The organism is Nissabacter sp. SGAir0207, assembly GCF_005491205.1.
GTDB lineage: Bacteria > Pseudomonadota > Gammaproteobacteria > Enterobacterales > Enterobacteriaceae > Chimaeribacter.
Genome location: NZ_CP028038.1, coordinates 39,053 through 60,555 on the forward strand (window position 1 = coordinate 39,053; position 21,503 = coordinate 60,555).

The following is a 21,503-nucleotide window of genomic DNA, read 5'->3' on the forward strand; positions in this document are numbered from 1 at the left end:
TGTGGTGCAGCTGGGTTAAGTCAGAGCGAAACGCCGTAACGTCCGCGTGAGATTTGGAATCCGACATTCGCTGCCGGGCGCTGCTGCGGAAGCCAGCTACCGGCCAGACAGCCGGCGATCTGCTCAAGCAGCTGCGGCAGCGCTTGTTCACTCAGAACGCAATCAAAATGGGGAGCCGCACCCGCAATTAGCTGTTCACTGGCGCAGAGTTGCAGAGTGGGAATAAAACGATGAGGTTGCAGCGGCGTTCTGGCCGAGAGCGCGATTAACGCGCGGCAGCCGGTGGCGCCGAGGCCGGTGGCAATTTCAAGCCAGTCGCTGCTGCTGGTGTCCATCACATGCAGCCCGGCCTGATGGATCGCACCGGAATAGGCCACGGTGGGTGCAAAGGTTAACGCACCCGTCTCGGCTAAAAACGCGGGATGCTGTAATAGCGCATCGCCCGCGGCGATCACCACGCCTACACCTCTGGCTAGCAACTGAGTAAACAGCTTCGACAGCACCTTAGCCTGGTTATCATTGAGTTTAATGAGCTGAGAAGCAAAGCCGATCAGCAGCGGAGAGGCCTGGCTGGCGTGCTGCTGTGGCGCATGCTCAACCGCCTGCATCACGTGCTGAGTGACGCGCTGTATGCCGCCTTCCTGCTGAATGCTGGCCCAGGCAAACAGGCTGCTATCGACACCGCGTTCAACCAGTTTCTGGCGGAAGAAATCGTTATGGGTTTTCTCGCAACCATGCTCAAGGAACACACATGAGTGAACCAGCGGATGGGTGGCATAACCAATTAAGGTATTGCAGAAAATCACCTCCGCATCGCCACCCGAAACGGCGCAGCCTTCGGTGTGCGGCAACGCCACAACCTCGCTGGCGACACGGCGTTGATGGTTAAGCTGATAGGCAATCTGTTCAGCCACCTGGCCCGAGCAGAGGCTGGTGGGCAAAATCATCGCCACCGACGCCACGCTGCGGCCCGTGACTTGCTGCGCCAGAGCATTCTGATTGGCGGGAACCAGTGGCGCACCGCTGCCAAACCCGACTTGTCCGTTAGCCTGTGCGGCATTAAAGCTGGTGGGGAAATAGGCATCGCGCCAGATCTGCGTCTGATATTGGCCGGTATATTCGCCTTTCGAACGCTGGCCGGATGCCGTCTGGCGTAGCAGCGAAAACAGGCGATCGGCGGAGTGATCGAAGGATTCCCCGCTCAGCACCTGCCCGGCGTCAAAATCCATGTCGCTTTCCAGCAACTGGAAACGTTCGTGCGTGGTGACGATTTTCAGCGTCGGGACAAACGGAAAGTTGGTGATTGAGCCGTTGCCGGTGGTAAACAGAATCAGATTAGCGCCCGCCGCGACCTGGCCGGCAATACTTTCGAGATCGTTGCCAGGGCTATCCATAAAGTAATAGCCAGGCTGATGCATCGGTTCGCCGTACTCAATAATGTGATCGATATAGGTGGCGGGATCTTTTTTACGCGCAGCACCAATCGATTTCAGCGTGATGTTGTACAAACCGCGATAGAGATTACCGCCGGACACATTGCCCTCAGCGGTATGACCATGCGCCGCCGCGTAATCCTTAAAGCGCTGCTGCATTGCCAGCCAGCGGTCAAACACCTGCTGACTGGCGACCCGTTGCAACACATACTGCTCCGCGCCAATCAGTTCATCGGTTTCGGCCAGATTGGCGCTGCCGCCACAGCGAATCAGCTGCTGCACGCAGCGGCCCAGCACCTGATTGGCCGTCACGCCGGAAAAAGCATCCGAACCGCCGCATTGCAATCCAAGGCGCAGTCCGCTTAACGGTGCGCGACGGCGCTGACATGCCTGCACCTCGGGGATCAGCGCTTCTGCCTGCGCCACCAGTTCGGTTATCGCTTCACCCGGCAGCAGCTGATGAAAGTCCACGCGATATTCAGCAGCGGGCAAATCGCGCGATGCCAGCGCCTGCTCGATCTCGGCAAAATCGATGCGGGAATCCGCCGCGTTAACCAAAATAGCCGCGCCAACGTTCGGGTTGGTGGCGAATCCCGCCAGAGTGCGCAGCAGCAGCGCCCGATTGTTCGGTTGATGCAGCCCGCCACCTTCGGTGTGCACAATGGCGACCACCCCGTCGAACGCGCCGCTGGCAGGCCAGCGTGGCTGCAACTGTTTGCACGCCGCTAACACTGCGGCGCGCGCTTGTGAAGTGACGCCAATCAGCACCAGATAATTGCGCGTTCCCCAGCCACGCTGGTCGCCACGGAATACGCCGTCAAAACCGGCCTCATCCACAAAATCGACCTGATTGCGGCCAAACTGCGGACGATCCGGCAGGATTTGCTCGCTGACCGTGTCGCGGTCGCTGAAGTTGACGACCAGGCTGCTGTCATAATCCTCGGGATGGCGAATACGCAGCACATCTTTAGCGAACTGGTTACAGATATAGTCGCCAGGCTGGATGTCACGCAGCGCCGTGCCAAAAGGCAAGTCCCAGCTAATTAACGCTTCTCCCTCGGCAATAGGTTTCACACACAGACGATGCCCCGGCAGAATACGCTGCCGGTTAAGCAGCGCCTGCCCATCCAGCGCGATTGATTCCCCTTTAGCAAGGTTGCGGGTAACGATAGCGACATTGTCATTGGCTGAGGCCAGTAAATATTGAGAAGTCATGGCAGCACCTTAGGTTGTTCCTGAAGGCTTTCCACAGAACCACTAAATCTGAGAAGCACGTTGGTATAGTTATTTTTACCGCTGCGGCAGCGCAGGATTAATCAAGGAAAATTAATCCTCGCACCATCATGCACGAGCCGTTGATCAAGGCTGGAACATAGTGCGGGTCAATCTCATGCAACACCCCCAGTGCCGTGCTGGCGTAATGTTCCATCAGCCTGCGCACCGCTGCCGCGCGGTCGCCCGCTTCGCAGGCTTGCTGCAGCGCCAGATGGTCTTCAGCGCCTTTGTTCCAGTGTTCGTTTGAATCCCCCAGATAGAAGCGACGATAGCGTTCGGCATGATCGAACAGATGGGTTATCTGCAAATCAATCCGGCGGCTAGTCCCCAGCACCAGCCCGAGATGAAAGATGCGATGCAGACGTGACCAGGTTTCAACATCGTGCGCGTCTTCCGCCGTGCGCATCTCCAGCAGCGTGGCGCACGAGTTGCTGAGAAATTCTTCATCCATCGCCGTGATGCGGGTATGCAGTGCCAGCGCTTCCAGCATGATGCGTTGTGCATACAGAGAGTCGAGATCTTCAGCCGTCAATCCCGCGACCGTCACGCGACGATTAAACTGCACCGTGGTCAGCCCCTCATATTCCAGCAGTCGCACCGCTTCGCGTAATGGCGTGCGACTGATTCCCAGCTCGCGCGCCAACTGCACCTGGCTGAAACTGTCTAAGGCTTTAAGCTGGTTAGTCAGAATCGCTTTACGAAGCCGATCGCGAGCGTACTCCACTAACTCATTAGGCTTTTCATCTGAATCGATCATCGTCATCTCCCGTTCAATACTTAAACTGAATACAGTTAAGTTAAAAACACGTCAATAATGAGGTCTTGAACTGTGATAAACGACAACAAAACCGCTATCTGTATGCAGAAATATGTGATCGGGCCATAGCTTTAAGTTTCATTATGAGTTCGGAACAGCGTGAGATTGGAAACTGTATGCAGTGTATGAATTTAAAGGATTGCATCGATGTGGATTTTAATGAGGGCTTAACGTCAGCATGAGTCAGAGAGGAGAACTGTAAAAAATGTGCCATTGAGTTCACACCCTTCAGGTGTCTAAAAAGGGACACAAAAGGCTTGAGTGATCATTGGAGGTGGTTGCCTTACACGGTAACGGCCACTTCCTGGCTGGGTTTTAATAATTTATGACATGAATGACATGGAGTTGTTTATGTGTACAGTGGACTTACTGAGTACCCTGCCACTTCAAGCAGACTGTATCAATATTAGAAACATAAAGGCATGTGCAGGAATAACTGCCTAAACACGGGGCATTTTCTACACGCAATCTACACATAAAAAACAACCTGACATGAAAAGCCAGATTTATAAGTTAATTCAATATTAAAAAAGGAAATTTTCAATCCTTCTCTGTTCATTACATATTTTATTATTTTATTTTCAAATATATCCTACCTGTGTTTTTTAAGGCCTGAAGATAACCTTAAAAATTATGTGTGCATTCACAAATATGAAAATGCGTTAAATCACTGAATTCTGGGAATTATATGGTTGATAAACAACACTTTAAAATATCCACTATGACTCTGTGGCTTCTGGGCTCGGTTATAACATTAATGGGATGTTTTCTAACTTATTATGGCTGGGTGCTAGTAAACCTTGACGGAAGCTTTTACTTTCTGATTGCGGGTATTGGACTGATCATTTCGGGCGTGCAACTCGCGCGCAAGCGCTTAAGTGGCGCTATTATCTACGGGATATTGCTTGTATCAACTTTCATCTGGGCCATTGCCGATAGTGGATTCGATTTCTGGCCTCTTGTCTCTCGACTCCTGACGTTCATTGGATTTGGAATACTTGTTGCCCTTTCCATACCTGCACTGCTCACCAAAACCGGTAGGAAGCCAAACTGGAAACTGGCTGGTTCCATTTCAGCGCTTCTGTCCATCATCTTCATCGCCTTTATAGGTGGCATGTTTGTGCCTCACGACCCTGTAAGTGCTTCTGAAGATATCTCCCTTCCCTTAACGAAAGTAAAGCCCGGTGAAGAACAGGTCAACTGGGACCATTATGGCAACACGTCGGGCGGTACGCGCTTTGTCGCACTGGATCAAATCACCCGCGACAATGTGAAGGACCTGCAGGTTGCATGGACCTACCGCACCGGGGATATCCCGGTCAGCCCGAACGGCGGCGGAGCGGAAGATCAGCAGACGCCTTTGCAAATCGGCAATCGCCTCTATTTATGTACCCCGCACAACAACGTGATTGCTGTTGATGCCACCACAGGCAAAGAGCTGTGGAAAACGGAAATCAACGCTAAGCAGAAAAAATGGATGCGTTGTCGCGGATTGGCCTACTTCGATGCCCAGGCACCGTTGCAGCAGCCTGATTTACCGGATTCCACACCGGTGAAAACCGTGTCCGTTGCAGCAAATGCACAGTGCCAGCGTCGTATTCTGATGAACAGCGTGACGCCAGAACTGATTGCGCTGGATGCGGATACCGGTGAGTTCTGCCATGACTTCGGCAATAACGGCCGTGTCAGCCTGAGCGACCATATGGGCAAGGGCGCGGACAAAGGCGAATACTATCCTACCTCTGCGCCAACGCTGGCGGGGACGACCGTGGTCATTGGCGGTCGCGTCGCGGATAATGTGGCGACCGATATGCCAGGCGGAGTGGTGCGCGGATTTGATGTGATCACCGGCCAACTGCGCTGGGCGTTTGATCCAGGCAACCCTGAAAAGAAACAGGCGCCCGCCGAGGGTCAGACTTACGCACGCTCGACACCCAACGTGTGGGCGCCGATGTCCTACGATAGCCATTCAAACACCGTTTATATGCCAACCGGCAGCGCGGCGGTCGATTTATGGGGCGTGAAACACAACCCGCTGGATCGCAAGTTTGGCGCATCGATGGTGGCCGTCGATGCCAGTACCGGCCGGGTGAAATGGGTTTATCAGACGGTTCATAACGATCTGTGGGACTTTGATGTGCCGATGCAGCCCTCTTTCTCTGATTTCCCAGGGCCTGATGGCAAAACAACACCGGCATTAATCTTCGGCACCAAATCGGGCCAGCTTTTTGTACTGGATCGCGCCACTGGTAAACCGTTGACCAAAGTAGAAGAGCGCCCGGTGACTCAGGGTCAGATCCCAGATGAGAATTACTCCCCGACGCAACCCTTCTCTGTCGGCATGCCAACCATTGGCGCTGATGTATTAAAAGAGTCGGATATGTGGGGCGCCACGCCGTTCGATCAGCTGATGTGTCGTATTCAGTTTAAATCGAAACGATACAACGGACTCTTCACCCCGCCAGGTACCGACGCTTCACTTAACCTGCCGGGCTCGCTGGGTGGCATGAACTGGGGGGACTGTCGATTGATCCCGTCAATCAATACCTGTTTATTAACGATATGCGCGTGGGTCTGGAAGTGCAGTTGATTCCGGCATCACCGGAGATTCAGGGCGCGAAAAATGATGGCAACGAAGCCGCGGCAATCAGCCGTCCCCTGCCGTTAGCAGGGACGCCGTATGCCATTAATGCCAAAGTGCGCTTTATGTCACCGCTGGAGATCCCTTGCCAGAAGCCACCGTTCGGCACGCTGACCGCGGTTGACTTGAAAACGCAGAAAATTGCCTGGCAGGTGCCCGTCGGTACCGTACAGGATACCGGTCCCTTCGGCGTGAAAATCGGCCTGCCGATGCCAATTGGTATGCCAACCATTGGCGGTACGCTCGCGACTCAGGGCGGTTTAGTGTTTATCGCCTCAACGCAGGACTACTATCTGCGCGGCTTCGATACTTCAACCGGTAAAGAAGTGTGGAAAGCACGCCTGCCGGTGGGCAGCCAGGGCACGCCAATCAGCTATAAGTCACCGGTGGATGGCAAGCAGTACCTGCTTATCTCTGCGGGCGGTGCGAGAAATTCCCCAGACCGGGGAGACTATGTCATTGCCTACAAACTACCCTGATATTAGCTAAGTCTTGCAACCGTCATTCATCATGATTGGCGGTTGCATTCTAATTAACCACAATCCCACCTTCTTGATTGTTATAGTTCCTCCACCTTACCTGCATACAAATAGTATTTTTCACTATTATCTGGGTCGTTGCTTCCCCAGTCGAAAACACCTGAAAATACGCGTTTCAGACCTTTTCTTTCATAAAATGAAATATCAGACGCACTGTCTGAAAATAAATAAAATGACTGCACGCTATTTTGTTTAAAATAAGAAATCATTAGATTGTACAGTTTGGAACCAATGCCACAGCCTTTATTACCAGTTTTAACCACCAGCACATTAACTACAGCCTCAAATGTCACATCTGCAGCCAGTAGCATATTCTCACTAAGAACTCTTGTTTTCATAAACTGCCTGAATATATGAGAATGTGCGTTATCGTCAGAAATAAATGACATTAGCGATAAAATTTGCTTTTTACGTAAAAATGATTTTGAGTTAGCATCATTGACGAGACTACACCCTGAAATGCCGACAACCTCATCATCTTTTAACGCAAGAGTTACATTTGAAGACTCGGATAACATATCAGCAAGAAAGTACTCAGCCATCAAATATGCATATCCCTCAGGTACCCATGATTCAAAACCCCAAGTGTCAATAATAATGGTTAGAATTTGATTATAATATTTCGTATCGAAAGGCTGAAAAGATAATTGCATTAGAATACCTAATTATATTTAGTAATAATTCGGAGGTAGATAGTAAATTATTAGTTAATTGCACACGGTTACTTGTAACGTTCATGTACCCCCTCTGGACGCGTTTTAAATCTTCTGTGCAACCACATATATTGATCTGGGGAAAGTAATACTGCGTCCTCAATGCTTTTGTTGATATAAGCAGCTGTCTCCTGCTTACTGTGGATGGGCATGTTAGCGGAAATGTCTGGCATGATGATTAATTCATAACCTCCGCCATCATGACGACGTCTGGGTACAAAGGGTATAACGGCAGGTTGTGTACTGCGAATCAACATATAGCTTCCAGTTGTTGTCGCAGCTTGCTTTACAGCAAAGAAGGGTGCAAACACGCTATTTTTCGGACCGTAATCATGATCAGGTGCATACCAAAGAATTTCACCCCTGCTTAAACTTTTTAACATACCTTTCAGATCACTACGATCAAGCATAGTTTTATTGGACCGCATTCGTCCCCATGTCTGCAACCAGTCCAGAAGAGCATTATTGTTAGGCCGATATACTCCGATTCCGGAATTCAAAATCCCGAAAATTCTGGCTCCAAGTTCCAGTGTCAAAAAGTGCATCCCTATTAGCAAAACACCTTTCTTTGAGTCCAAAGCGTTTTGCATGTGTTCATATCCGGTAATTGAAAACCACTTACGCACACGCCAGTCTGGCCAAAACCATGCCATACCCGTCTCCATGATTCCCATTCCTACAGATTCAAAATTACTGATCAATAGATCATTTCTTTCAAAAGATGTCAGGTGAGGAAAACATAATTGAAGATTTCTTTCAGCAACTTTTCTTCGTTTTCTTAAAAACATCATAGATGCTCGCCCAAATGATTTCCCAATCTTTTCAATTAGTGGGTAAGGTAGCAGAACGAAAATCCATAAAATAATAATTGCAATCCACCCCAGCCAGTAACGTGGTGAGAGTAGCTTAATTGAGAATGAAGGTATCTTTTTCATGTTATTATCCGTGCATGGGCATTAATTAATTCAATGCTAAAAGTTATTTTTTTAAACTCCAGGATTTGGGAGATTTCACACTTACGATTAAGAGCTGATAGATCATTTTGGTTTCTTCATCAGATGCATTTTTTCTTAGTGCCTCAAGAATACTGATCGTATTCTTTTTATTAGGCATTATGCCACTAGTGATCATTGTGACAAAAGCAGAGCCCACAGCCTCATCGACAGATGAAGGCGACGCATTTTGCGTATTGAAATGATTTTTGATCAGATCTTCAGTTGAACTTGCTGATGAAAATAAAGTCATATTCTACCTCCCGTTTTACATCCTATTATATCTCTGGACGCATGCAGAACTAGCTTAAACCCACGCAAATCCATCTAATCGCAACACTAATTTCAGAATGTTTCAATACTTTTCCCGCATGACATTTAAATGTAAAAAGTCCATGTTTTAATTTATCTTACTACCTCAGAGCCATGACGTAGCACTTAATGCTTCAAAATGAAACAAAAGCAATCATATGCACTGCCATGGCGCGCCATAGCAAGGAATGCCACTCAATTAAGCTATTGTTTGCGAGATTATGATTTGTTAATAGTTAAGCCAGCATTCATTTGAACTTATTTGAATCTGGGAATTTAAGTTCCTTTGAGTGAAGCAGAGGCAAACCTTAATTTTAGAGAAGAATCATGAAAATAAAACTCATAGCTGCACTGGTAGCACTGACTTCCCTTAACTCAGCTAACGCTGCAGAAATTTATAATAAAGATGGCAACAAGCTCGATGTATACGGTAAAGCTGTCGCTCGCCATTATTTCAGCCAGAACGAAAGTGTAGATGGAGACAACACTTACGTTCGTTTTGGTTTTAAAGGCGAAACACAGATTTCCAATGAACTGACCGGGTATGGTCAGTGGGAGTACAACGTTCAGGCGAATAATTCAGAAGGCGGTAGCGATGCTCAAAAGGGCAACAAAACCCGTCTTGGATTTGCAGGACTTAAGTGGGGTAACTACGGCTCTTTAGATTATGGTCGTAATTTCGGTGTCGTATTTGACGTCGCCTCAGTTACAGATACACCTGTGATTTTCGATGATCAGACTTTTAGTAATACTGATAACTTCCTGACCGGCCGTGGCAATGGTTTCCTCACCTACCGTAACCGCAACTTCTTTGGCGCAGTGGATGGCCTCAACTTTGCACTCCAGTACCAGGGTGAAAACAGCGCTAACACTAACAATGGTGCTAACCGCGACATCATGCGTTCAAACGGTGACGGATATGGTGCGTCTGTTTCATATGACATTGGCTATGACATCACGGTGCTGGGAGCATATGCGAGTTCCAAACGTACCGATGCTCAGAACAGCCTCTTCTTTGGTGAAGGAAAGCGCGCAGATATCTGGGCTGGCGGTCTAAAATACGATGATGGCAGTCTGTATCTTGCAGCAACCTATGCTCAGGCACACAACCTCACGCCAATTCGGTCTTTGGGATACGCAAATAAATCTGAGAACCTTGAACTGGTAGCACGTTACACGTTTGAAAACGGCATCGTCCCAGGCGTTGGCTATTTCCGTTCAAAAGGAAAAGATATCGAAGTTGTAGGCGATCAGGATCTTCTGAATTATTGGGATTTCTCTTTGAGCTACTATTTCAACAAAAATATGTCTGTATACGTGGATTATAAGCTGAATCGCGTTAACAAAGATAACGTATTGGGTATCGCTCACGATGACCAGACTGGTTTAGGCCTGACTTACCAGTTCTAAAATATAAAAAAAAGGCCTGTTTCAGGCCTTTTTTTCTTTGCCCAAACATTTATCGGCCTACCGTATCAGATAGAGCTTGCATCATGATGACACCGACAAGGATGAATGCCATACCACCTACCGCAAAGACATCAAGCTTCTGTCCATAGACAAAATAGGAAGCGATAGCTACTAACACAATCCCTAAGCCTGCCCAGGTAGCGTAGGCAACGCCCACCGGAATAGTTTGAACGACTATCGAAAGTAACCAAATGGCTGTACCATACCCCAGTATTACGAGAGCGACAGGGATAGGCTTTGTAAGGCCTGAAACGGCTTTAAGGGACGTTGTCGCTACAACTTCAGCAATGATGGCTAGACACAAGAAAATGTAGCCTTGCATAAAAAATCTCCTTAGTAATTAATGTATTTAAATACTGAAAACCTTTCTCTCAGATATGCCTGAGGTCACCACCTCTTTATCATTGCATGAAAAAATCTGATATAAATCCAAACGTTCCTCTTGCAACTCTCCTTCATAATGGGAAATAAAGAAATCTTTAAATTTCTCTTCGTCAAAAAGGCAGCTATTTGTCAAAACGTCGAAGGTGATCTCGCTGTACCTTAATTCCAGGCCAGATGAACTGAAACCAGACATCTTGTAAATTTCTTTATTTACAATCCTTGACGCATTGTTGTCGAATCGCTCACCTTCACGAGGAAGGGCTGCAACTAGAGGTTTATCCTTTAGCAATTTACTGACATCACGAAGCGCTATCGTCATTCCAGCTTTATTTACAAAGCCAGGTATAAAACCTATATTGTAAAGGTAGTAAAAAGCATTATGCTCATACACTAAGCAAAGGCCTCTACTTCTGCCATTATCATGGATTAAAAATGATAACAACTCCCCAGATACAATTTGTTCGATTATTTCATCTAAATCGGGCATATGGCTTTTTTCATACACCTTTTTATAAACTTCTTTAAATACCTCAATTTGGCTGAAGTTCATATTTGACACAATATTCATATAAAATTATTTTCCTTCCAGCCCAGTCAAAATCTTTTGGTTCTAGATAAAAAATGCCATTCAATTATTTGAATGGTGAACTTCATAAGTAGAAAGGCGATGACAATCACACCGACTACTGAAACAGGCTTACTGCCAAATTTAATCATTGCTATGCTGAGCAGAAAAAATGCAGCATCCATAACAATGCTCAAACCCTTTTCAGATAAAAAAGATAAAATCAATTTGTCAATCATATTATCCTCTTTAGGGAAATTGCCAGTCCGGGTAAAAGATTATTCATCTCCAACCTGACTACCAATTATAATCAATTTGATAAACCAACGTTCCGAATAAATCCGGGAATCCACACAACCTCAACATAAGCGCCAAAAAATTACATATTAGTCGTAATAAGAACACTAACAGAGACAATCGAAATCAAATCCAGAAAAATCGATAGTCGAATAAACCTCTTACGCCATCAATTTCTGCGCGTCATTATTTATCCTTGGGACTTTATACTCTTTTAACAATTTATACCGGTCAGATGAATTCATGTTTCTGAACCAACCAGGTGAGATACCAAAGTAACGTTTGAAGGCTCTGGTATAGGTTTGCTGCGACTCATAACCATACAGTAAGGCTACAAACAAAATCGTGTTGTCTTTATCTAACAGGTCGTGCGCACTGGCATGCATTTTCCTGTGCTTGATATACTCGCCAAGACTTATCCCTGTATGTTCCTTGAATATTCTCTGTAAATGCCACTTCGAATAACCTGAGAATTCCGCTATGTCGTCAAGCCTGTAGCCGTCTAGTGAAAAAGTATCAACAGCTTCAATTATCTTTTTAAGTACAGACTTTCTTAGACTCATATCAATACCTTTTTAAAAAAAACAGGTGGCTATTTAGCCACCTGCATTCATTACTTTTTGAATCTTTTCACGAGATTCATAACCGAGAAATAGAAAACAGGAACAAAAAATATTGCGAAAAACGTACCTGTTAACATGCCACCAAACACACCAGTTCCGATTGAGCGTTGCGTTTCTGAACTGGCGCCAGAAGCAATCACAAGCGGCACTACACCTAATGTAAATGCAAACGAAGTCATTAATATGGGCCTTAAACGCATTTTAGCGGCTTCAACGATCGCTTGAGTAATTGACTGACCTTGTTCATGCAGTTGTTTTGCGAATTCAACAATCAGAATTGCATTCTTAGCTGACAATCCCATGATGGTTATCATTCCGACTTTAAAGAAAACGTCATTAGGCATTTCACGAAGAATAACAGCGCCTACCGCTCCGATAAGTCCCAGTGGGACAACCATCATAACTGCAAAAGGCACTGACCAACTGTTGTACAAGGCAGCCAGAACAAGGAAAATAACCAGCACTGACAACATCATGAGCATTGATGCTTCCGAAGCTGACTGTTTTTCCTGTAAAGACAATTGCGTCCATTCCACTGCAAATCCTTTCGGCAGTTCTGCGGCGATCGACTCCATTGCTGCCATAGCATCGCCTGTAGAATATCCTTCAGCGGGATATCCGCTGATCTTCAACGCAGGATATCCCTGATAGCGGACCATCTGAACGGGAGACGTTACCCAGGAGAATGATACAAACTCTGATAGCGGCACCATGCCACCTTCACTGTTACGAACATAGAGCTTAGAAATGTCCTGCAACTGCATCCTGAAATCTGCATCGGCCTGGATGATAACCTGCTGCAAACGGCCCTTATTCGGATAATCATTAACGTAGGATGAACCCAGTAGGCCGGAGATAATCTCAGTTATGTTTGAGTAAGGAACGCCCATAATCAACGCTTTTTTTCTGTCTATCCGGACATCAACCATTTGCCCGTCAGGCAAACCATCAACGTAGACTCCCTGAAGGGCTTTGTTTTCTGCAGCGAGTTGTAAAAGCTTATCGCGAGCTTTTGAAAGAGCTTCATAACCCTGATTTGATCTGTCCTGCAATCGAAGAGTGAACCCTGAGGAGTTACCGAGTTCATCTATAGCCGGAGGCAGCAGACTCATGGTAGTACCATCAGGATGCTTTGACATTTGTTCCTGTAAAGCCTCAGCCTCGGATGAGGAGGTTGCATCTCCGCGATTGTCCCAGTCTTTAAGCATGGTAAATGCCATGGCAGAGTTCGGGCCAGACCCTGCAAAACTGAACCCGAGGATCGATATATTTCCCTTAGTGGCCGGTCTGTGCATCACCTCTTGCTCAAAGGTTTTTACTGTCGACAAGGTTCTCTCTGCAGTGGCCGCAGAGGGAAGCTCAAATGAGGTTATGAAGTAACCCTGATCTTCTTCGGGCAAGAAAGATGTCGGCAGTTGATTAAGACCTAAAACCAGCGCGACACAAAGCGCTGCGTAAACGATAAAGCTGCGGGCTGTTCTTTTAAGAAGCTTCGTTACGCCATTTTCATAACGTCCGGTCAGCTTATCGAAAGATCTGTTAAACCACCCAAAGAAGCCACGTTTATGCGAACCATGCTGCGACACTGGTTTTAGCAGAGTTGCGCACAGCGCAGGAGTCAGGCTAAGCGCAAGGAAGGCTGAAATAAGGATTGAAACAGCCATCGAAAGGGTAAATTGCCTGTAAATCTCCCCCACGGATCCGCTGGCCAGTCCCATTGGTATAAACACGGCACAAAGCACCAGGGTAATGCCTATGACAGCTCCGGTTATTTCCTTCATGGCTTTTTCTGTCGCGTCTTTCGGAGACAGACCTTCTTCCGCCATTATTCTTTCAACGTTCTCTACGACAACAATGGCGTCATCAACGATGATCCCAATTGCCAAAACCATGCCGAACATAGTCAGGACATTGATTGAATAACCTGCAATGAGCATAACGGTAAAAGTGCCCAAAAGCGCTATAGGGGCCACTATCGCCGGAATGAAGGTGTACCTGACATTCTGCAGAAAAAGATACATCACGATGAACACAAGGATCATTGCTTCGATAAACGTGTGAAGAACTTTCTCTACCGAGATTTTTACAAAGGGCGACGTATCGAAAGGAACGGTATATTGCATTCCTTCAGGCATTGTTGATTTGAGTTCGGCAAGCCTGGCCTTAACTGCCTCCGCGGTTTTAAGAGCATTAGCACCCGGGGCAAGTTGAATGCCTGCCGCCGTTGAAGATTCTCCATTTTCGCGCGTGCTGAAACTATAGCTTTCAGACCCTATCTCTACTTTTGCCACGTCAGACAGCAGCACACGTGATCCATCGGTGTTAGTTTTGAGGATGATATCTCTGAACTCATCAACGGACTGCAACTGCCCGCGGATCGTTAATTGATAGCTGACCTGCTGTCCTTTTTTGGCAGGTTCATCTCCCAATCGCCCTGGAGTGACAAGGCTGTTCTGCGCGGTAATGGCCTGCTGAACATCGTCCATACTCAGGCCATATTTGATAAGTCTGACTGGATTAATCCAGACCCGCATCGCTTTTTCAGCACCAAATACCTGAATTTTACCCACGCCCGGGATACGCTTTAGCTCTTCCCTGAGATTACGTGTGAAGTAATCGCTTAGATCTGCCGAGTTGTATTTATCCCCCTCAGACGTCAGACCCACCACCATCAAAAAGCTTGATGACGTGGCTTCTACGTTGAGACCGTTTTGCCGCACCGTTTCAGGCAATCTGGATTCAATCACTTTTATTTTGTTTTGAAGGTCAACCTGCGCGAGCTCAGGATCAGTGCCATTTTCGAATGTTGCGGTTATTGTTCCCGTTCCGCTGGTGTCACTTGATGACTCGAAATAAAGTAAATTTTTAACGCCTGAAAGTTCACGTTCAATCAGAGAAATGACGCTCTCATTCATAGCCTGCGGTGTAGAACCCGGGTAATTGACTGAGATACTGACAGAGGGTGGTGCTATTGATGGATAGCGGGCAATCGGGAGCTTGGGAATAGCAATGGCGCCTGCCAGTACAATAAAAATAGCAACGACCCAGGCAAAGACCGGACGTTGTATGAAAAAATTAGGCATCGCTGACTCTACTTATTGAGGTAACAGATGAACAGTGGCGCCATCAGACAGTTTGTCCTGGCCCTGGATGATGAGTTTATCTCCGGCATTTAGTCCCGTAAGGGCAACAAAATTGCCGTCCGCAGCCGGCCTGACGCTGATTTTTTTCCGGCTTGCAGTATTATCCCGATCCACAATCCACACCTCCGCACCCTGACCAGTAATGGTAACTGCTTGCCCGGAGACTAGAATTGCATCCTGCCTGGTGAAAACCGGTATGAGCGCTTCAACAAAGCTTCCCGGTAAAAGCACTTTGTTCTTATTATCTGCTTCCGCGCGAATAATCGTGTCACCCGTAGCCTTATCCACGGTAATTCCTGAAAAAAGCACCTTTCCTTTGATTAGGTTTTTTCCAGATTCGTCAGAATCAATGTCAATTTCTGCTCCTCGGGTCATGGTATCGCTTGACTCTGCCTTATCGGCATGAGGCAGCCTGATGTCTACATAAACTTTATCGATTTGCTGAACAGTCGCCATTGGTGACGTGTCACCGGTATTGACCAGTGCTCCTACTGTCACCCTGTTCTCATCAATACGCCCTTTAATAGGGGATCTAACGGTTGCATATCCTAAGTCGAGTTTTTTACGCTCAAGTGCCGCTTCGGCTACGCTTATCTGAGCCTTCGCTTCATCTGCAGCTGAGCGGCTATCATCATAATCCTGCATGCTGACAGCGCCGGTCTGGATGAGTTTTCTCATACGCTCAGATTTATTTCTTAACGCGCGCTCGGTAGCACGTGCTCGTTCAAGATCAGCTAAAGCGCTTTTTACATCAGCTTCAAAAGGCTGACTGTCTATCTGGAAGAGTGCTTGACCAGGAAGGACCTCACTACCCTGAGTGAAATACATTTTCTTGATGATCCCGCCCACCTGAGGTCTGATTTCAGCATTTTCGACAGATAAAACTCGCCCTGGCAGAGATCGGGTGATGGTAACTGGCTGTGGGCGCAACTCCTCGAATCTGATATTCACAGGTTCAGGCTGCTGTGCCGCTGTTTGATCAGATTCGTCATGGCATCCGTTTAGCACAGGCAATAAAGCCACAATCATCATCAAGGAGATATTTTTTTTATACATATGAATTACCGCGGCACATAATTAGGGTTCGACAAGATACAGTCTTTTTTTGTACAGCATATGGAGAATATATGGAGGGTGTATGGAGAGGGATGATTTTTTAAGGTACAAGCATCGCAAAAATCCTAACTTAAAAGCATAACCCCTTAACCATTAAATTAATTGTGTAAAAATGTAAGTACTTAGTTTTGATATTTGATGATTTGATAACCAATCTCAGTTGTTAAGGCCAAAATCATTTCAAAATATTACAAAAGTGGAGCCGCGCTTCGAGTTAGCCTCTTTATCCGCGAGCCTCAGGATGATAACGAACAGAGTTATAAATAGAATCGCTGGTTAGATTGATACCAGACTGATGGAATATTATGCTTTTTGCCAGAAAGAAATATTTAGCGCTGTTGATGCTTTGCGCACCAGGGGCACATGCTTCATTTGATGTCAAAATCAATGATATTAAAGTCTTAGGATTACATCGTGTAAGCCTCGGCTCTGTACTCCTTTCAACTCCGGTCAAGCCTGGAGATACCGTCACTTCATCAGATATCCAGGAAACCGTTAGGTCCTTGTTCGCGACCGGAAACTTTGAGGACATCCAGATTCTTGAAGATAACTCAGATCTGATTATCAAGGTAAAAGAACGACCAACCGTGGCATCATTGAGTTTTAGCGGTAATAAAGCCATTAAAAATGACATGCTGGAGAAAAATCTCGACGCGCAGGGTGTCAGAGTCGGTGAGTCGCTGGATAATACTAACATCGTAAAAATTGAAAAAGAGCTTGAGGACTTTTACTACAGCGTTGGTAAATACTCAGCAAGTGTAAAAGCAGTTGTTACTCCCCTTCCCCGGAATAGGGTTGATTTAAGATTTGAGTTTCAGGAAGGCACTTCTGCCCTGATTAAACAGATCAACATAATAGGCAATAAAAGCTTCAAGAGTGATGAACTCATCTCACTTTTATCCCTACGTGATTCTTTACCATGGTGGAACGTAGCTGGTGATAAAAAATACCAGAAACAAAAGTTAGCCGGAGATTTGGAGACACTAAGAAGCTTTTATCTTGATCAGGGATATGCAAAATTTGCCATAACTTCTACGCAGGTATCCCTGACGCCGGATAAAAAGAATATTTATATCACAGTAAATATCAATGAGGGTGGAAGATATAAGTTTTCTCAGGTTAGCCTTGATGGCGATTTTGCAGGATACGAAAGTAATATTCGCAGGCTTAACACAATTAAATCTGGCGAGTATTATAGCCAGAAAAAAATTACAGACATGGAAAAACAGATTCGGGATGAACTCAGCAAGCATGGTTATGCCTATCCTCAGGTCGTAACCGAGCCTCGATTCGATAAAAGCGGAGACGCGGTGGCATTGGCCGTTCACGTCTCCGCCGGTAAACGTTTCTATGTCCGTGGCGTCCGTTTTACTGGTAATGATATAACCAGCGATAGAGTGCTTAGACGTGAAATGCGTCAGACCGAAGGGGGATGGCTTGAAAGTGATAAAGTTGAGCAGGGTCGCCAGCGTCTGAGCCGAACCGGTTATTTCGAGAACGTAGAAGTCGATACGCAGCGCGTACCAGGTAGCAGCGATCAGGTTGATTTGGTCTACAAAGTAAAAGAACGCAACACGGGTTCGTTTAACTTTGGTCTGGGCTATGGCACTGACAGTGGTATCAGTTATCAGGTCAGTGTCAGTCAGGATAACTGGCTTGGCACAGGTAATACCGTCAGCTTCTCAGGCGTAAAAAACAGCTATCAATCTTATATAGATATTGCTGGCACAGACCCTTATTTCACCGTTGATGGTGTTAGCCTCGGTGGCCGCCTGTTTTATAACAACTATAAAGCAGACAAAAATTACCTCTCTGAATATAAACAGACTTCTTACGGAACAGGTCTGACCCTTGGATTCCCTGTCAGCGAAAACAGCAGGCTAAACTCTGGTCTGGATTTTGTTCATAACTCCCTTTCTGATATGCGACCTCAGGTAGCCACATGGAACTATTTGAAAGGCCAGGGGGTACTGCCGTCCGTTTCACCTGGTGACGAGCACAATAAGGCCGAAACTCAGGCCAATGATTTCCTGTTCACCTTGGGATGGAATTACAACACCCTTGATCGCGGATTTTTCCCTACTGCTGGCACTCTTTTTAATACCAGCGCAAAGGTTACGGTACCGGGGTCAGATAATGAATATTACAAGTTAAGTGCAGATTACAGCCGTTACAGTCCATTAACTGACGATCATGACTGGGTTCTTATGACCAGAGCGCGCGTAGGCTACTCTGCTGGCCTGGGCGGTAAGCAAGTACCTTTCTATGATACTTTCCGTGCCGGTGGATCCAGTTCAGTCAGGGGATTTTCTTCAAACAGCATTGGTCCGAAGGCTGCATATTACGACTGCTCAGGAACAGAAACGGACTACAGTCAGTGTAGCGTTAAGAACTCTGACGATGCAGTTGGCGGAAATGTCATGACTACGGCGAGTGTGGAGCTTATTTTCCCGACACCATTTGTCGGAAATCGCTACGCAGACGCTCTAAGAACATCCGTTTTCATGGATGCAGGTACCGTATGGGATACTTCATGGAAAAACACTCCTGCTACCGAAATGGCAGGCATTCCTGATTACAGTAAACCCGGCGATTTCCGCTTGTCTGCAGGCATATCGCTTCAGTGGCAGTCTCCACTTGGCCCACTGGTATTCTCTTACGCCTTGCCTCTTAAAAAGTTTAGCGGAGACCGCACCGAACAGTTCCAGTTCAACATTGGTAAGACGTTCTAATCTCGTTTGAGCCGCAGAGTATCTGGCATCAGCCTGTACTCTGCGATTTGCACTGTTTAGTGCCCAAGCAAGGGCCTGAACTGGCATAATACGGCATACATTAAGCAGGCCTGCTGCAAAGAGGATACATGTCTCATTTTGCAGGCAAGTTCCTTTTCAAAGATAATTTCATAAACTCATGGGAGTTTTACATGACTCATCAACAGCTCACTGTGCTGGTTGCCGAAGATGACCCGGCCATAACTAAAATCGTCACTGCCTATCTTGAAAAGGACGGCTTCAGTGTTTTGACGGCGGAGAATGGAGAACAGGCGTTAACAATGTTCAGTCAGCATCTGCCTGGGTTTGTGATTTTAGATATCAACATGCCTAAAAAAAATGGCTGGGAAGTCCTTTCCGCAATTAAGAAAATCAGTGACGTGCCTGTACTGATGTTAACGGCGCTGGATACGGACATCGATAAGGTTTTTGCCTTGCGCACGGGAGCTGACGATTATGTGGTGAAACCCTTTAATCCTTCAGAGCTTCTGGCGCGAGTACACGTTATTCTCAGGAGAATGAATCATTACCACCTAAATGACAGCCTGATGGTTTATAAAACAAAAAATATTGAAGTGAATGTCAGTGAGCACCAGGTATTTATTGGTGAGTCCATGCATGACATCTCGGGTTATCTGACAACAACTGAATTCCGGGTTCTTTTGCATCTTATTCGTTTTCCAAAACGGGTATTCACTCGCAGGGAACTTATGGAAGCTTGCCTTCCCGAGGGGGAGGTAAATGATAGAACAGTGGATAGTCATATCAGCAAGCTAAGGAAAAAACTCGATGCGGCGGGTCTTAAGTTTGTTCCTGAGAGCATACGGGGCTTCGGCTACAGGCTTGGAGATTAATATGAGAAAAATTTCCAGGAAGAGCCTGACGCGCAGGCTGTCTGATATGACAGCCTTTATTGCATTCATGGCCCTTATACTTTCCACACTGGTGTATTACGTTGCTGCACTAATATTTCCCTCTACGACCGACGGTGAATCACTAATACCCAGCCTGAACGATACGTTGCAGTTGATTTTTTCTACTCTTCTCGCTGTTGCATTTTCGATGTACTGCTCATGGCGATTTGCGCAAAACCTTATCAGGCCATTAAAAACAATTGCCTTCAGCGCAAGGGAGATTGCTGAGGGAAATCTAGCCTCACGCGCAGATCATTCAGGCATTTATTTTACTGAGCTTAATGATTTAATAGATGATTTTAATGTGATGGCTTCCAGACTGGAAGTTATGTCGAAAGACATGAAGCAGTGGAATGCGGCTATAGCGCATGAACTCAGGACTCCGGTCACGGTGTTAAAAGGTGGGGTACAGGCTATCTCTGAAGGAGTAATGCCTGCAGACACAGTAAATTTAGATGCATTAATGAAACAGATAGACGGGCTTTCCCTGCTTATTAACGATCTTCGTGTAGTGAGCCTCGCTGACTCTGGCCAGTTGATTTTGTACCGTGAAGAAGTTGATTTATATGAGGAAATTAAATCCGTTACTGCTCCGTTGATCCCCACATTCAGTCAAAAGAAAAAGATCCTTGTAGTCAACGGATACCCTTTAACATGTTTCATTGACGCAGCGAGAATCAGGCAAGCCGTCCTTGCCTTGCTGAACAACTGCCTTGTTTATTCAAATCCGGGAACTATATCCATCAGATGTGAACCAACATCTGATAAGCAACTTGTAATTTCGATTGAAGATGAAGGGCCTGGAATTCCAGCTAGTGAGCAGGAAAAAATCTTTGATATGTTTACGCGTGGCAGTAATGCCGCTGACGTAATCTCATCTTCAGGTCTCGGGCTATCGGTTGTCAGGGCCATAGTGCAGGCTCACGGTGGTAAGGTGACATGCCAGAATAATCGCTTAGGTGGTGCAAAGTTTACGATAACCCTCATCAACGCCTGAGAATTTTCATTCCCCTCTTACTGAATTGCAGCTGAGGTTCCGAAACAGCGGTGGCGTAATAATATGCCACCGTGAACCTTCCTTTAACTGCGCTGCAGGATTGTTCAACTTTATTTCAGCCATTCTGTTTTGCTTCATTTGGTGACTTCACGATCAGATAAACGCCTACAACGATCATCACTACACCAGGTAAACTGCCCCACTGAAAGCGTTCATGGTTTAAAGGCAGAACCAGAGCAAATCCCCAAACCAGTATGTAACTCAGGCTCAGAACAGGATACGCACGGCTCAGAGGCAGGTGTCTCAGAGCTGTCATCCAGCAAATCATTGAAAGTAAGTACCCTGCCAAGCCGGTTACTAAAAGCAGCAATAGCGGTATCGACATTGCTGCCAGAGCCGACAAGGTAAATGCATGCAGCTGTGAGGCAGCACCTCGCAACGCCAGTTGCGATGCGGTAACCAGTAATACGCTGCAAATAGCCCAGCAATACCCTCTCATTC

16 protein-coding genes and 1 pseudogene are annotated in these 21,503 nt (G+C 46.6%); 5 read left to right on the forward strand and 12 right to left on the reverse strand.

The genetic code is table 11. The features are described from left to right. Positions 1-20: 20 nt before the first annotated feature. Complete coding sequence (locus C1N62_RS21110; protein WP_137765714.1) at positions 21-2,648, reverse strand: UxaA family hydrolase; 2,628 nt, start codon at positions 2,646-2,648, stop codon at positions 21-23. A 97-nt stretch (positions 2,649-2,745) separates the two neighbouring features. Then, positions 2,746-3,471 (reverse strand): GntR family transcriptional regulator, encoded by a 726-nt coding sequence (locus C1N62_RS21115; protein WP_137765715.1) that lies wholly within the window; start codon positions 3,469-3,471, stop codon positions 2,746-2,748. Positions 3,472-4,213: 742 nt separating this feature from the next. On the opposite strand from C1N62_RS21115, the pseudogene C1N62_RS21120 reads away from it, so the two are divergent. After that, positions 4,214-6,645 (forward strand): annotated as a pseudogene (locus C1N62_RS21120) (membrane-bound PQQ-dependent dehydrogenase, glucose/quinate/shikimate family). A gap of 80 nt (positions 6,646-6,725) precedes the next feature. On the opposite strand, the gene C1N62_RS21125 reads toward C1N62_RS21120, so the two are convergent. The 3 genes from C1N62_RS21125 to C1N62_RS21135 form a co-directional block, all read right to left on the reverse strand. Continuing rightward, positions 6,726-7,358 carry a GNAT family N-acetyltransferase gene (locus C1N62_RS21125; protein ID WP_137765716.1) on the reverse strand — a complete coding sequence of 211 codons (633 nt, stop codon included), beginning with the start codon at positions 7,356-7,358 and terminating at the stop codon, positions 6,726-6,728. 68 nt (positions 7,359-7,426) lie between these two features. Continuing rightward, positions 7,427-8,353 (reverse strand): Kdo(2)-lipid IV(A) acyltransferase, encoded by a 927-nt coding sequence (locus tag C1N62_RS21130; protein WP_137765717.1) that lies wholly within the window; start codon positions 8,351-8,353, stop codon positions 7,427-7,429. Positions 8,354-8,396: 43 nt separating this feature from the next. After that, the gene (locus C1N62_RS21135; RefSeq protein ID WP_137765718.1) at positions 8,397-8,663 is read right to left on the reverse strand and encodes a hypothetical protein; all 267 of its coding nucleotides are present in this window, start codon (positions 8,661-8,663) and stop codon (positions 8,397-8,399) included. Positions 8,664-9,049: 386 nt separating this feature from the next. Here C1N62_RS21135 and C1N62_RS21140 point away from each other — a divergent pair, with 386 nt between their 5' ends. Further along, a complete protein-coding gene (locus C1N62_RS21140; RefSeq protein WP_137765719.1) occupies positions 9,050-10,132 on the forward strand; it encodes a porin in 1,083 nt (360 codons plus the stop codon). 49 nt (positions 10,133-10,181) lie between these two features. On the opposite strand, the gene C1N62_RS21145 is transcribed toward C1N62_RS21140, so the two are convergent. The 6 genes from C1N62_RS21145 to C1N62_RS21170 all read right to left on the reverse strand — a co-directional run bounded on the left by C1N62_RS21145 (position 10,182) and on the right by C1N62_RS21170 (position 16,260). Next, positions 10,182-10,514, reverse strand: coding sequence for a multidrug efflux SMR transporter (locus C1N62_RS21145; RefSeq protein WP_137765720.1), 333 nt, complete (start codon positions 10,512-10,514; stop codon positions 10,182-10,184). A gap of 27 nt (positions 10,515-10,541) precedes the next feature. Further along, positions 10,542-11,144: a hypothetical protein gene (locus tag C1N62_RS21150; protein WP_137765721.1), complete on the reverse strand. Its 603-nt coding sequence runs from the start codon at positions 11,142-11,144 to the stop codon at positions 10,542-10,544. A 26-nt stretch (positions 11,145-11,170) separates the two neighbouring features. Beyond that, entirely contained in the window at positions 11,171-11,380 is a 210-nt protein-coding gene (locus C1N62_RS21155; protein ID WP_137765722.1) for a hypothetical protein, read from the reverse strand. A gap of 219 nt (positions 11,381-11,599) precedes the next feature. Next, on the reverse strand, positions 11,600-12,001 hold the full coding sequence (locus tag C1N62_RS21160) for a helix-turn-helix transcriptional regulator (RefSeq protein WP_137765723.1): 402 nt from the start codon (positions 11,999-12,001) through the stop codon (positions 11,600-11,602). 50 nt (positions 12,002-12,051) lie between these two features. Beyond that, positions 12,052-15,144 (reverse strand): efflux RND transporter permease subunit, encoded by a 3,093-nt coding sequence (locus C1N62_RS21165; protein WP_137765724.1) that lies wholly within the window; start codon positions 15,142-15,144, stop codon positions 12,052-12,054. A 12-nt stretch (positions 15,145-15,156) separates the two neighbouring features. Further along, positions 15,157-16,260, reverse strand: a complete 1,104-nt coding sequence (locus tag C1N62_RS21170) for an efflux RND transporter periplasmic adaptor subunit (protein WP_137765725.1) — start codon at positions 16,258-16,260, stop codon at positions 15,157-15,159. Positions 16,261-16,625: 365 nt separating this feature from the next. On the opposite strand from C1N62_RS21170, the gene bamA reads away from it, so the two are divergent. The 3 genes from bamA (at position 16,626) to C1N62_RS21185 (ending at position 21,002) form a co-directional block, all read left to right on the forward strand. Next, the gene (gene bamA, locus C1N62_RS21175) at positions 16,626-19,052 is read left to right on the forward strand and encodes an outer membrane protein assembly factor BamA (protein ID WP_137765726.1); all 2,427 of its coding nucleotides are present in this window, start codon (positions 16,626-16,628) and stop codon (positions 19,050-19,052) included. A gap of 191 nt (positions 19,053-19,243) precedes the next feature. Next, positions 19,244-19,945, forward strand: a complete 702-nt coding sequence (locus C1N62_RS21180; protein WP_137765780.1) for a response regulator — start codon at positions 19,244-19,246, stop codon at positions 19,943-19,945. A 1-nt stretch (position 19,946) separates the two neighbouring features. Further along, entirely contained in the window at positions 19,947-21,002 is a 1,056-nt protein-coding gene (locus tag C1N62_RS21185) for an ATP-binding protein (protein WP_168195925.1), read from the forward strand. A gap of 115 nt (positions 21,003-21,117) precedes the next feature. Here the strand turns inward: C1N62_RS21185 and arnF are convergent, their stop codons facing one another. Next, positions 21,118-21,501, reverse strand: coding sequence for a 4-amino-4-deoxy-L-arabinose-phosphoundecaprenol flippase subunit ArnF (gene arnF / locus C1N62_RS21190; RefSeq protein WP_137765728.1), 384 nt, complete (start codon positions 21,499-21,501; stop codon positions 21,118-21,120). Positions 21,502-21,503 lie beyond the last annotated feature (2 nt).